The organism is Polaribacter sp. BAL334, assembly GCF_015767435.1.
Taxonomy (GTDB): Bacteria; Bacteroidota; Bacteroidia; order Flavobacteriales; family Flavobacteriaceae; genus Polaribacter.
The window spans coordinates 25,650-39,473 of record NZ_JADWOV010000255.1; the positions used below are offsets into that span (position 1 = coordinate 25,650).

Here is a 13,824-nt window from a genome sequence, read left to right on the forward strand (position 1 = left end):
TGATATCAAAAATACGAAATTGTGAGTGAATTGTCGTTTTGAGTGAAAGTAACTTACGGAAAAGATTCGTTTAAATTTTAACCTTATTTCTGTCTAAAATAAATCGTGATTGGCACTCCAGAAAAGTTGTAAATCTCACGCATTTTATTTTCTACAAATCGTTTGTAAGGTTCTTTCACATATTGAGGCAAATTACAGAAAAACACAAATTGTGGTGTTGGCGTAGGCAATTGCATACAATATTTGATTTTTACATATTTTCCTTTGATGGCTGGTGGTGGAAACGTTTTTACCAATTCTAACATCGCTTCATTGAATTTCGAAGTAGGAATTTTGTTTTTTCGATTTTGAAAAACTTCCACAGCAGTTTCAATTGCTTTGAAAATACGTTGTTTGGTCAATGTTGAAATAAAGATAATTGGCACATCTGTAAAAGGTGCAATCTGAGTTCTGATGTTGGCTTCAAAATCACGCAATGTATTGGTTTCTTTTTCCATCAAATCCCATTTGTTGATGAGAATTACAACTCCTTTTCGGTTTTTTTCTGCCAACCAAAAAATATTTTGATCTTGTCCTTCAAATCCACGAGTGGCATCAACAATCAAAATAATAACGTCTGCATATTCAATAGTTCTCACAGCACGCATCACAGAATAAAACTCTAAATCGTCTTTTACTTTCGATTTTTTTCTGATTCCTGCAGTATCAACCAAGTTGAAATCAAACCCAAAACGATTGTATTTCGTGTCAATGGCATCTCTAGTTGTGCCAGCAATATCTGTAACAATGTTTCTTTCCTCGCCAATCAAAGCATTGATAAAAGATGATTTTCCAGCATTTGGTCTTCCAACAACGGCAAATCTTGGCAATTCTTCTTCCTCAGGATTTATGGCTTCTGGTTCAGGCATTTTTGTAGTAATTGCGTCTAACAAATCGCCAGTTCCACTTCCATTCATAGAAGAAATCGTATGATAATCGCCCAAACCTAAGTTGTAGAATTCCAATGCATCTGTTTCGCGCATAGAATTATCCACTTTATTAACCACTGTAAAAATTGGTTTTTTTACTTTGTGTAATAATTTTGCAACTTCAGCATCCATAGGAGTAATGCCTTCTTCAACATCTACTACAAAAATGATAATATCAGCTTCGTCAATGGCTAAAGCAACTTGTTTTCTAATTTCTTCTTCAAAAATATCATCAGAACCAATTACATAACCTCCAGTGTCAATCACCGAAAATTGTTTTCCATTCCAATCCGATTTTCCGTAATGACGGTCTCTGGTTACACCACTTACTGAATCAACAATTGCGTCTCTACGCTGAACCAACCTGTTAAAAAGTGTTGATTTTCCTACATTTGGTCTTCCTACAATGGCAACTATACTATTCATTTTATTACGGATAATTTTTTGCAAAGGTACAATTTACAATACGATTATTTATTGTAAATTTCAACACTGCCAAATGAATTCATTTTATGGATAAAAACACCACACTTTTGATTGAAAAAAGAAATGCAGAACTTTTTTTAAGACCACGTTTTTCAATTGACTTACCAGCCAATTCTCAAAGTATCATCACGCTTTTTTCAGAAGTATTTAAGGCAAAAAAAACGACTTGCAGAGGGGTCATTGTAGATCATCATATTTTTATGAGTGTTCCTAAAAAAGAGGAGCATTTTTGGTCTCCACAATTGCATTTAGAAATTGTTGAAAAAGATAAAAATACTACTGAACTTAAGGGATTGTTTGGTCCTAAACCACAAGTTTGGACGTTCTTTATGTTCATTCATTTTGTGGTTGGTGTGTTGTTTTTGATTTTTGCAGCCATGTTATATTCCAAAATATCATTGAAAGAAGCTATTATTTTTCCTTTGATGATGGTAATTTTATTACCAATTATTTGGATACTGCTTTATTTTTTTGGGACTATTGGGAAAGATACTGGCAAACCTCAAATTAAGTATTTGCATGATGTAATGATTCAAATTGTGACAAATCAACTTTGATCGTATCCAAAACGTTTTAGTTGGTTTCTGTCACTTCGCCAATCTTTATTCACTTTCACATACAATTCAATAAATACTTTTTTCATAAAAAAGCGCTCCAAATCTTTTCGTGCTTCAGCGCCAACTCTTTTGATAGCAGTTCCTTTATGACCAATGATAATCCCTTTTTGGGTGTCTCTTTCCACCATAATTACGGAGCGAATTCGGACAATCGTTTCTTCTTCGATAAAACTTTCAGTTTCCACTTCTACAGAATACGGAATTTCCTTTTTGTAGTGCATCAGAATTTTTTCACGAATCTTTTCATTCACAAAAAAACGCTCAGGTTTGTCCGTTAATTGGTCTTTTGGATAGTATGGAGGTCCTTCTGGCAATAATTCAATGATTTTATAAAAAACCGTATCTACATTGAATCGTTCCAATGCTGAGATGATATATACAAACGAATTAGGCACTTTTTCTCGCCAATAGGCAATTTTTTCAGCAACTTCTTCTTGGGTAGATTTATCAATTTTGTTCAATAATAAAATCACAGGAATTTTACTATTGATAATTTTATTGAAAAAGGCTTCGTTTTTTTGAGCAGTTTCTCCCACTTCCACCATGTAAATCAAGATGTCTGCATCATCCAAAGCGGATTTTACAAAATCCATCATAGAAGCCTGCAATTCATAAGCAGGTTTGATGATTCCTGGTGTATCAGAAAAAACAATTTGGTATTCTTCGTGATTGACGATGCCTAAAATTCGGTGTCTTGTGGTTTGCGCTTTTGGAGTGATAATGGACAATTTTTCGCCTACCAAAGCATTCATCAAAGTTGATTTTCCAACATTTGGATTTCCAATAATATTAACAAAACCAGCTTTGTGCATCATAATTGCAAATATAAAGAGTTTTATGAGTAATGAATACGTTTTATTGATGAATAATTGATAAAAGCCTTTTCGGATTTTTGTAAGTTTGCACGCATTTTAAGTTTCCTTATTTTATGGATGAAAAATTTACCCAACGAATTGCGTTGAGCACTTTCTTTTTTTTATCAGGATTGACCTTTGCAAGTTGGGCTTCACGGATTCCAACCATCAAAACTTTTTTTGATTTGAATGAAGCTGAATTAGGCTCGTTGTTGTTAGCTATGCCCATAAGTTCATTGGTTGGAGTTCCTATTTCGGGTTGGTTAGTAGCCAAATTTGATAGTAGAAAACCACTATTGATTTCGTTTTTATTCTTCAATTTTACATTGATTTGGATTGGATTTGCCACTTCAATTGCGTCATTACTAATTGGAATTAGTATGTTTTCATTCTTTATGAGAATTTTAAATATTTCAATCAATACCCAATCCATTGTTTTACAAAACAAGTATCAAAAACCCATAGTTGGGTCGTTTCATGGTTTGTGGAGTTTGGGAGGTTTGATGGGAGTTCTTTTTTCAACATTGATGGTAAAATGGCAAGTGAACATTGGAATTCATTTTACAGGCGTAGGAATTTTAACCAGTATTTTGATTGTAATTGCCTATTTTTATATCATTAAAAATGACAAATCACCCACAGGAAATAAAATTATTTTTGGAAAACCAGATCCATTTATTTTAACACTTGGACTCATTATTTTTTTAGCAGCTATTTGTGAAGGAGGAATGTTTGATTGGAGTGGTGTGTATTTTAAAGAAGTTATCAACGAGGATGTTTTTACACTAGGATACCTTTCATTTATGGCTTGCATGGCATTATCAAGATTTTTTTCAGATAAATTTATTGTAAGATTTGGCATCAAAAAAACCTATCTTTTTAGTGCAATTACGATTCAAATAGGCATTTTAATTGCCATTTTATTTCCATTTTTCTGGACAGCTCTGCTTGGGTTTTGTTTGGTAGGTTTTGGCACAGCAGCTATTTTTCCTATGACATTTGCTTTGGCAGGAACCTCCAAAAAATATTCTCCAGGTATGGCAATCTCTATCATTTCGACGTTTGGTATTGTTGGAATGTTTGTTGGACCGCCATTGATTGGTTATTTAGCACATGCCTTTGGTTTGCAAAAAGCTTTCTTGGTTTTTGTTGTTGGAGGCTTTTTGATAATTCCAATTTCACGATTATTTTTTAAAACACAAACACAATAAAACACAGCAAATAAAAAACACTAAATAAAATTTGGAGTTTAGTTGTGAACTGTTGTATCTTTGCAATCCAAATCGCGGGATAGAGCAGTAGGTAGCTCGTTGGGCTCATAACCCAAAGGTCACTGGTTCGAGTCCAGTTCCCGCTACTAGTAGAACCTTCAACTTTTTGTTTGAAGGTTTTTCTTTTTTTATAGTAAGTTAAATACTTAAAGAATTAAATTTCTCCAATTCTTTACTAATTAAGTTAGATAATTTTTCTGTTTCCACTACTAAAACAAAAAAGACAAGTTTTTCTTAAACCTGTCTTTTTTTTATTTTTAGAACAGCATATTACATTTGTAAAAATTGTTCTAATTCTGAATCTTTTCAATTGCAAAAGGCAAAATTCTTCCAACAAATTTGGTGTAAGCTAACTCAGATGGATGCAAATTATCTGAGGCTACTAAAGCTGTATTTGTGAGGCCTTCGCGAGTGATATCAGTAATATTCACAAAGGTAATTCCATTAGCTTCGCAATAATTTTTTGCAAAATTGTTGTAGTTGTCAATTTCTGTTGAAATAGTAGTATTTCCTCTTCCAAAAGGCGTAAATGCATAATCAGGAATTGAAACAACAATTACATTTTGCTTGTCGTTATTGGTTGCTTTAATGGCTTCATTCACTAATTTTGGAAATTCTGTTTCATAAATTGAAAAATCTCTGCGTTGATATTGGTTATTTACACCAATCAAAAGTGTTACTAAATCATAATCAGAAGTACTATTTTCTGCATCAATTGCAGCTATTAAACTGGTTGTTGTCCAGCCTGTTTTGGCAATTACTTTTAGTTCGATAGTAGTTTCTGATCCAAATTCTTTCAGAATACTATCTTTTAATTGTTCAGGAAGTTTACATTTTTCGCAGACACTTTCTCCAATGGTATAACTATCTCCAAGGGAGAGGATTTTTAAGTTTTTCTTAGAATTGGTATCTTCTATTGGCTCATCATCTGGAATAATTATTTCTTGAGAAGTTTCTTCTTCCAACGTATTTCCGCAAGAAAAAACAATCAAAATAGCTACAAAAAATATCCAATAATGTTTCATAAAAATAGAATTCAATTACTTAAATGCATTCAATCCAGTAATGTCTAATCCAGTGATTAACAAGTGAATATCGTGAGTTCCTTCATAAGTAATGACACTTTCAAGGTTCATAGAATGACGCATAATGGAGTATTCTCCTGTAATTCCCATGCCACCTAAAATTTGTCTTGCTTCGCGAGCTACGTTGATGGCCATAGCAACATTATTTCTTTTTGCCATTGATATTTGAGCAGAAGTAGCTTTCCCTTCGTTTCTTAAAACACCCAATCTCCAAGCTAATAATTGCGCTTTGGTAATTTCGGTAATCATTTCTGCTAATTTTTTTTGTTGCAATTGAAATTGACCAATTGGTTTTCCAAATTGTTCTCGCTCTTTTGCATATCGTAAAGCGGTGTCATAACAATCCATGGCAGCACCAATGGCGCCCCAAGCAATTCCAAAACGAGCAGAATCTAAACATAGCAAAGGAGCTCCCAAACCAGATTTATTGGGTAATAAATTTTCCTTTGGCACTTTTACATTATCAAAAATCAATTCTCCTGTTGATGAAGCACGCAAAGACCATTTGTTGTGCGTTTCTGGCGTTGAAAATCCTTCCATGCCTCGTTCTACAATCAAGCCATGAATTCTTCCTTCTTCATTTTTTGCCCAAACAACAGCAATTTGCGCAAAAGGCGCATTCGAAATCCACATTTTTGCGCCATTCAATAGATAATGATCACCCATATCTTTGAATTTAGTTTCCATATTTCCTGGATTTGATCCGTGATTTGGCTCAGTCAACCCAAAACAACCCATCCATTCTCCTGAGGCCAATTTGGGTAAATATTTTTTACGTTGTGCTTCATTTCCAAATTTATAAATGGGATACATCACCAAAGAGGATTGCACAGAAGCTGTTGAACGCACACCAGAATCTCCACGCTCTATTTCTTGCATTATCAAACCATACGCAATTTGATCTAAACCTGCACCTCCATATTCCTCAGGAATATAAGGACCAAAAGCGCCAATATCAGCCAAACCTTGAATGATTTGTGTTGGAAATTCAGCTTTTTGCGCATATTCTTCTATGATAGGGGAAACATCGCGTTTTACCCAATCACGAGCAGCTTCTCTCACTAATTTGTGCTCTTCAGTCAATAAATCATCAATGTTATAATAATCAGGTGGTTGAAAGTTATCTGGTTTCATTTGTTGGGTTTTATTCAATTTTACCACAAATTTATTGAAAAAAGCATAAAAAGAAACTGTTTTTTTAAGAATTAAATAATCAATTTTTATAAAAATAATTTTTTTAAATCAATAGCAATGGATTCCTTTTTTATTGCGAAAAGTCTGTTTAAGTTTGTTGCAATGAAATTAACCCTAGGAAAACAAGAACGTTTAAAGAGCAGAAAACTCATTGAAAAGCTTTTTTTAGATGGAAAATCTGTAAAAAATTTTCCATTAAGAATGGTTTTTTTACAAACTTCGCATACTTCTTTATTTCCAATTCAGGCAGCATTTTCAGTTCCGAAACGAAATTTTAAAAGAGCTGTTGATCGGAATCGAATCAAAAGATTGTTGCGAGAAACCTATCGTTTACAGAAAGAAATTGTATATTCGAAAGTAGAAAAACCAACAATTTGTATGATTTCGTATATTGGAAAAGAAGAACTTTCATATGAAATACTTTTTTCAAAAATGACCCATTTACTGAATTTATTGATCAAAGAAACCACAAAAAATGATGAAAAACCTCACATCTAAAAGAACTGTTTTTACAATTATTCTGATTGGGATGCTATTTTTATCCTTTTCATTCAAATCAAATTTCTTCGAAATTGCCAAGCAAATCGAAATTTACAATACGCTTTTCAAAGAACTAAATATGTATTATGTGGATGAAATAAATCCTGCTGAATTGACTGAAAAAGCGATTAAAAATACCTTGAGTTCCTTAGATCCCTATACCAATTTTTATAATGAACAAGATGTAGAAAACGCAAAAATTGCCAGAGAAGGAGAATATGGTGGAGTGGGAGTCAATGTTTTTTACACCAAAGAAGGCATTCATATTCGGGAAATTTACAAAGGATTTTCAGCGGATAAAGCTGGATTAAAACCTGGAGATATCATCATTTCTGTAGACAATCAATCATTGAAAAACATGAATTCAGCCCAACAATCTGAGTTTTTAAAAGGAGTTCCTGGAAGCAAAATTTCTGTGGAAATGAATCGTCAAGGAAAAATTTTTAAAAAAGAGCTTAGCAGAGAAAAAGTCATTATGGATGCTGTTCCATTTTCTGAAATGATTGACGCTGAAACTGGATATATTGTCTTAACACAATTCAATGAAAAAGCTTCATCCGAAGTGAAAAAAGCCTTTAAAGAATTGCAAAAAAAAGGCATGAAAAAATTGGTTTTTGACTTGCGTTCCAATCCTGGAGGATCACTTTTAGAGGCAATCAATATTTCTAATTTCTTTATCCCGAAAGGGAAAACAATTGTTTCAACCAAAGCAAAAGTGAAAAGTTTGAGTACGATTTACAGAGCTTCTAATGAGCCTTTAGACCTAGAAATTCCTATAGTTGTTTTGATCAATAGACGTTCTGCTTCTGCTTCTGAAATTGTGAGTGGTGCATTGCAAGATTATGACAGAGCTGTGATTATGGGCGAACGTTCTTTTGGGAAAGGCTTGGTGCAACGTTACAGAGAGTTGACTTATGGAACGCAATTAAAAGTTACGATTTCAAAATATTATACGCCAAGTGGACGTTGTATTCAAGAATTGGATTATACAAATAGAGACCCAAAAACAGGGGAAGTTCCCAAGTTTTCGGACAAAACTGTGAATGCGTTTAAAACTGAAAATGGGAGAACAGTGTTTGATGGTGGTGGTGTTTTGCCTGATGTAGCTATTGTTACCTCTAAAAGATTGCCACTTACAGACAATTTGTTGGATTCAAAAGCTATTTTTAACTACGGAGTACATTATATGTATCAAAATCCAGCAATTACATCTTTAGATAATTTTCGATTTTCAACAACTGATTTTAAAGATTTTACCAATTTTTTAATTACAGATACCACTTTTATAACCCAACAAGAAAAACTTTTTCAGGATGCTTTTGAAGCTTCCAAAGACATCGAAATCAATAAAGAATATCAGAAAATTAAAGAAAAGTTAGCGCAGGTTAAAATTAGTGAAGTTGCTAAAAATGAGGATATTATTACTGAAGTTATCAAAGAAGAACTCTTGAAAAATTATTTTTACGAGGAAGGATGGTTTCAATATCAACTAAAAAATGATAAAACAATTTTGCAAGCAGTGCAACTTTTAAAAAACAGTGCCAAATACAATCAAATATTATCGGGGAAATAATTTTATCTTGCAGCCCAAAAATTACACTTATGAAACCAATCAGAAGTTTAGAACGAACAAGAGCACAAGAATCAACCAATGCAATTGAAAAATTATACATTTCAATGCGTCATTTATTCACAAGAGGATTTTACAAACCTATGGGAATTTCGGGTGAAACCTTGCGAAAATCACTCTTATTGTTACGTCCTGAAATTTATGGTTCTATTGCTGAAGATAGAATTGAATTGAATGGATTGGTGTATGTAATTGAACGTTTGCCTGAAGGAATTGAAGAATGTCAATTTATCAATTTAACTACGGATGAAGGTTATAAAAGTTCTCATTTCAAGGCTATTGTTCCTCCAAAAAGAAGACGAAATTGCTACAGAATAGACAAAGACCAAATGAATATTGAGATTACAAGAGGAAGATCAGAAATCTATGATATATTAACTCATTTGACTTTTTTATACATTGAATCTCACAAAATCCAACAAAGAATTTCTATCAATGAAGGGGAAGATTATATCCGAGAATGGAAATATTTAGAAGAAATTGTTTTGTATCAAAAACCGATTTCTGAAAATGAAAAAGAAGTCTTAATAGTTCATTTAGGAAATATTTTAGGACGCACTTTTGAGGAAGTTTCTGCGGTTTACAACACTTTTTCAACAGAACAACATCCTCATAAATTTTTCAATTTGATTTATTGGTTAGGAAAATTGGCCATCAATGAAGTGGAAGAATCAAAAAAACGAACGATTACATTTAGTTCTGTTTTGATTGAAGAAATTGGACATCACATTTATGGTGAAATTTGGGCAAATGAAATAAAGAAAATTCTGAAAGAAAATAATTTATTACACAGACCAATTCATATCATCAGTGCAAATATGCACAGTGTGATGAATTCTATATATGCAAAAAATGCGCTTCCTGAAGAGGCGAAAAAGCATCAAGATTTTAATTTATTTAGATTGCTTAGCACTACAGACAGCAAAGTATTGCAACAAAAAGTAAAAGAATTTGCTACAGAAAATGGATTGATTTCTGTGGATGATACTTCAGGAACCAATATTGATGTACAAATTATTGATACCAATAAAATAAACTTTGATGTTTTTTCGTTTGATAAAAAGGATTTATTAGATGAGAATCCTGTAATTTTGGTAATGGATTACGCTTTTGGTGAGCAAGCATTTGAAACCATGGACGAATTGCTAAAACCATTGAAAAAAGACGGAAAAAAAATACATTTGGATGTGCAATCAATTTCTATTATGGGAAAAGCAGGGATTTTAGAAGGAGGAAAAGGAGATATCATGATTCCAACTTCCCATATTTTTGAAGGAACTGCTGATAATTATCCTTTTGATAATGAGCTTTCTAAATCGGATTTAGAAGGATTTGGAGTAAAAGTTTATGATGGCGCCATGATTACTGTGTTAGGAACATCACTTCAAAACAGAGATTTATTAAAATTCTTCCACGATTCTACTTGGAATGTAATTGGATTGGAAATGGAAGGCGCACATTATCAAAAAGCCATTCAATCTGCATCAAAAATTAGAGGAAATATTTCAGAAAATGTGAAAGTTAGGTATGCTTATTATGCTTCTGATAATCCAATAGAAACTGGTGCCACATTGGCTTCAGGAGGTTTAGGTATGACTGGAGTTGTACCAACATATGCCATCACACAAAGAATTTTAGAACAAATTTTATAAGAAATTAAAAACGAATCAAACTAAAATGTCAACAAACCAACCACAAAAAAATAACGAAGAAGAAGTAGATTTAGGCTCGTTATTTGTCATTATTGGCAGAGGATTTTCTAAATTTTTCAATTTTATTGGAAGTGTTTTTACAGGAATTTTTCATGCATTTATTTTGATATTAATTTTTATCAAAGAAAACATCGTTAAAATCGGAATTGCTACTGTAATTGGAATTATTGCTGGAGTTTTTTTAGAGGTACAATCTCCTAAAAAATATGCATCAGAATTGTTGATTGAACCCAATTTTAAAAGTAGTTTGCAATTGTATAATAATGTCAATTACTACAATGATTTGGTTAAACAAAAAGACACTCTAAAACTGCAAGAGACTTTTAATTTGACCAAAGCTGAAGCAGCATCTCTTAAAAAATTCGAAATTCAAGCAATCAAAAATGAAAAAGATATTGTAAATGCATATGATGAATTGATTTTGGCTGTGGATACTTTAACGATTAAAAGTTATGAATTTGATCAATTCAAAGCTTCATTTACTAATTTTGACTACAAGGTTCATAAAGTTACTGTAACTGCATCAAAAAGTAATGTTTTTGAAAAGTTGGATGATGTCATCATTTCATCTGTAGTTAAAAACAAGTATTTCAATCGATTAAAAGAATTGACCAATGAAAATTTAAATATTACAGATTCTGTTTATAAAGAAAATTTAGCTCAAATTGATTCATTGCGAAAAGTGTACATGCAGGTAATGTTAGATGAAGCAAAAAAAGAACAATCAGGAACGAATATAGATTTAGGTGGGCAAAATCAATCAACTAAAGAACTAGAATTGTTTGAAACCAATCGTAAAATTATTAGCGATTTAAGATATATTGCCAATGAAAAATCAAAAAAATACGAGGTAATTAATGTGATTTCAAACTTTCAGCCAATAGGATATGAAATCAAAGGAATCTCAAAAAATCATGCTTTTCAATTAGGAGCTTTAGGTGCAGGACTAATGATTTTCTTTCTCTTATTGATAAAACTAAATGTGTATTTGAATAATTACAAAAAGTAAACCATGCAAACCGTTTTGATAACTGGTGGATCAGGTTTTATAGGGTCGAATTTTATACCCTATTTTTTAAACCAAAATCCAACTTTTCAGCTGGTAAATTTAGATTCTTTGACCTATGCTGCAAATCTTGACAATTTAAGTGAAGTTGAGAACCATGAAAGATATATTTTTGTAAAAGGAGATATTTGCGATAGAGAGTTGGTTACACATCTTTTTGAGAAATACCATTTTCAGTCAGTGATTCATTTTGCAGCAGAGTCGCATGTAGATAATTCTATCAAAAACCCTGATACTTTTATAAAAACGAATATTTTTGGCACCTTTGTTTTATTAGATGTTGCAAAAAAATACTGGATAGAAAACGCAAATCAACCCAAAAAGGGATTTGAAAATGCTCGTTTTCATCACATTTCAACAGATGAAGTTTATGGAGCTTTGGGTGAAACAGGCTATTTTTCAGAAGAAACTCCTTATGCACCAAACAGTCCTTATAGTGCTTCAAAAGCGTCTTCAGATTTTCTGGTAAGAAGTTATTATCATACCTATGGAATGAATGTGGTCACTACCAATTGCTCCAATAATTATGGCCCAAAACAGCATGATGAAAAGTTGATTCCAACCATCATCAGAAAAGCGATTTTTGGAGAAAATATTCCCATTTATGGCAATGGTAAAAACGTGCGAGATTGGTTATTTGTGTTAGATCATTGTTCGGCAATTGACTTGGTTTTTAAAAGAGGAAAAAAAGGAGAAACCTATACTATTGGTGGAGATAGTGAACAAAATAATTTGTATATTGCTCATAAAATTTGTGCAATTTTAGATGAAATTCGTCCTAAAAAGAATGCTTACAAAGAACAAATTACGTTTGTTACAGATAGATTAGGTCATGATTTTAGATATGCCATTGACGCATCAAAAATAAAAAGAGAATTGGGCTGGAAAGCCTCCGAAAATTTTGAGACAGGAATTGAAAATACTGTAAAATGGTATTTAAGAAAATATGAAAACTTATGAAAGGAATTGTTTTAGCAGGAGGTTCTGGTACAAGATTGCATCCAATTACAATTACAATAAGCAAACAATTGATGCCTGTCTATGACAAGCCCATGATTTATTACCCAATTTCTACGTTAATTTCAGCAGGAATTAATGAAATTTTAATTATTTCAACGCCCCAAGATCGCCCTCTTTTCGAAAAATTATTAGGAAATGGAAATCAGATTGGATGTCATTTTGAATATGCAGAGCAGGAACATCCAAATGGTTTGGCGCAGGCCTTTTTGATAGGAGAAGAATTCATAGGAGATGATAATGTAGCACTGATTTTGGGGGATAATATTTTTTATGGAACAGGTTTGTTAAAACAGTTGAAAAAAAACACAAATCCTGATGGTGGAACTGTATTTGCGTATCATGTACATGACCCTGAACGTTATGGAGTTGTTGAATTTGATGAACATCAAAAAGCAATTTCTATTGATGAAAAACCTTTACATCCAAAATCAAATTATGCAGTTCCTGGGATTTATTTTTATGACAACTCAGTAATTGAAAAAGCTAAAAAATTAACTCCAAGTAAACGTGGTGAATTAGAGATAACTGACATCAACAAAGCCTATTTAGAAGAAAAAAAATTATCAGTAAGCATTCTTGACAGAGGAATTGTTTGGTTTGATACAGGTACATTTCACAGTTTGATGCAGGCAAGTACCTTTGTAGAAGTAATTGAAGAACGGCAAGGATTAAAAATTGGATCGATTGAAGAAGCTGCTTTTAGGGCAGGATTTATTGATAAAAATCAATTACATGAACTGGCAAAACCCTTGTTGAAAAGTGGTTATGGAAAAAATTTGATGGAAATTTAATGAAAATAATAGAGACACATTTAAAAGGCTGTTTTATTATAGAGCCCACAATTTTTGATGACGGAAGAGGTAGTTTTTTTGAATCTTTTAATTTAAAAGAATTTGAAGAAAAAGCGGGGCTGAATATCAATTTTGTTCAAGACAATCAATCAATATCACAAAGAGGTGTTTTAAGAGGTTTACATTTCCAAAAGGGTGAGTTTGCTCAAGCTAAATTAGTAAGGGTAATAAGAGGAAAAGTGTTGGATGTAGTTGTTGATATTAGAAAAAATTCAGAAACATTTGGACAGACTTTTTGCATAGAATTGTCAGGCGAAAATAACAAACAATTATTTGTACCAAGAGGATTTGCACACGGTTTTGCTGTTTTAGAAGATGACACAATATTTTTTTATAAGTGCGATAATTATTATCGCAAAGATTCAGAAGGAGGAATTATCTATAATGACGAAAGTTTACATATTGATTGGAAATTAAAAGAAGAGGAAATTACACTATCAGAAAAAGATAAATTTTTGAAAAAATTCAATTATTTTGAGTTAAAAAATGTATTTCAAGATGTTTTTTAAAAATACAAACAACTCCTTATT

Annotated in this window: 13 protein-coding genes and 1 tRNA gene; 10 read left to right on the top strand and 4 right to left on the bottom strand. The window is 32.2% G+C overall.

The genetic code is table 11. The features are described from left to right. Nucleotides 1–83 precede the first annotated feature (83 nt). Complete coding sequence (der, locus tag IU405_RS04415) at nucleotides 84–1,394, bottom strand: ribosome biogenesis GTPase Der (protein WP_197437403.1); 1,311 nt, start codon at nucleotides 1,392–1,394, stop codon at nucleotides 84–86. 86 nt (nucleotides 1,395–1,480) lie between these two features. Here der and IU405_RS04420 point away from each other — a divergent pair, with 86 nt between their 5' ends. Further along, complete coding sequence (locus IU405_RS04420; protein ID WP_197437404.1) at nucleotides 1,481–2,011, top strand: GTP-binding protein; 531 nt, start codon at nucleotides 1,481–1,483, stop codon at nucleotides 2,009–2,011. On the opposite strand, the gene era is transcribed toward IU405_RS04420, so the two are convergent. Continuing rightward, nucleotides 2,002–2,886 (bottom strand): GTPase Era, encoded by an 885-nt coding sequence (era, locus tag IU405_RS04425; RefSeq protein ID WP_197437405.1) that lies wholly within the window; start codon nucleotides 2,884–2,886, stop codon nucleotides 2,002–2,004. The two genes, IU405_RS04420 and era, sit on opposite strands and share 10 nt — an antisense overlap. A 113-nt stretch (nucleotides 2,887–2,999) precedes the next feature. On the opposite strand from era, the gene IU405_RS04430 reads away from it, so the two are divergent. Next, complete coding sequence (locus tag IU405_RS04430) at nucleotides 3,000–4,136, top strand: MFS transporter (protein ID WP_197437406.1); 1,137 nt, start codon at nucleotides 3,000–3,002, stop codon at nucleotides 4,134–4,136. A gap of 73 nt (nucleotides 4,137–4,209) precedes the next feature. Next, nucleotides 4,210–4,282: transfer RNA gene (locus IU405_RS04435), tRNA-Met, on the top strand. A gap of 204 nt (nucleotides 4,283–4,486) precedes the next feature. On the opposite strand, the gene IU405_RS04440 is transcribed toward IU405_RS04435, so the two are convergent. Continuing rightward, a complete protein-coding gene (locus IU405_RS04440) occupies nucleotides 4,487–5,221 on the bottom strand; it encodes an SGNH/GDSL hydrolase family protein (protein ID WP_197437407.1) in 735 nt (244 codons plus the stop codon). 15 nt (nucleotides 5,222–5,236) lie between these two features. Then, nucleotides 5,237–6,415, bottom strand: a complete 1,179-nt coding sequence (locus IU405_RS04445; RefSeq protein ID WP_197437408.1) for an acyl-CoA dehydrogenase family protein — start codon at nucleotides 6,413–6,415, stop codon at nucleotides 5,237–5,239. A gap of 162 nt (nucleotides 6,416–6,577) precedes the next feature. Between IU405_RS04445 and rnpA the strand changes: the two genes are divergently transcribed. Genes rnpA through rfbC form a run of 7 tightly spaced genes read left to right on the top strand, consistent with a single transcriptional unit; the run spans nucleotide 6,578 to nucleotide 13,803 of the window. Next, entirely contained in the window at nucleotides 6,578–6,973 is a 396-nt protein-coding gene (gene rnpA / locus IU405_RS04450) for a ribonuclease P protein component (protein WP_197437409.1), read from the top strand. Further along, the gene (locus IU405_RS04455) at nucleotides 6,951–8,588 is read left to right on the top strand and encodes a S41 family peptidase (RefSeq protein ID WP_317193347.1); all 1,638 of its coding nucleotides are present in this window, start codon (nucleotides 6,951–6,953) and stop codon (nucleotides 8,586–8,588) included. Before rnpA ends, IU405_RS04455 begins: the two co-directional genes overlap by 23 nt. Nucleotides 8,589–8,617: 29 nt before the next feature. Beyond that, nucleotides 8,618–10,297 carry a DUF6909 family protein gene (locus IU405_RS04460; protein WP_197437410.1) on the top strand — a complete coding sequence of 560 codons (1,680 nt, stop codon included), beginning with the start codon at nucleotides 8,618–8,620 and terminating at the stop codon, nucleotides 10,295–10,297. A gap of 25 nt (nucleotides 10,298–10,322) precedes the next feature. Next, on the top strand, nucleotides 10,323–11,366 hold the full coding sequence (locus IU405_RS04465; protein ID WP_197437411.1) for a hypothetical protein: 1,044 nt from the start codon (nucleotides 10,323–10,325) through the stop codon (nucleotides 11,364–11,366). A gap of 3 nt (nucleotides 11,367–11,369) precedes the next feature. Next, the gene (gene rfbB / locus IU405_RS04470; protein ID WP_197437412.1) at nucleotides 11,370–12,383 is read left to right on the top strand and encodes a dTDP-glucose 4,6-dehydratase; all 1,014 of its coding nucleotides are present in this window, start codon (nucleotides 11,370–11,372) and stop codon (nucleotides 12,381–12,383) included. After that, a complete protein-coding gene (gene rfbA, locus IU405_RS04475) occupies nucleotides 12,380–13,234 on the top strand; it encodes a glucose-1-phosphate thymidylyltransferase RfbA (protein ID WP_197437413.1) in 855 nt (284 codons plus the stop codon). Before rfbB ends, rfbA begins: the two co-directional genes overlap by 4 nt. Next, nucleotides 13,234–13,803, top strand: a complete 570-nt coding sequence (gene rfbC / locus IU405_RS04480) for a dTDP-4-dehydrorhamnose 3,5-epimerase (RefSeq protein WP_197437414.1) — start codon at nucleotides 13,234–13,236, stop codon at nucleotides 13,801–13,803. Before rfbA ends, rfbC begins: the two co-directional genes overlap by 1 nt. Nucleotides 13,804–13,824 lie beyond the last annotated feature (21 nt).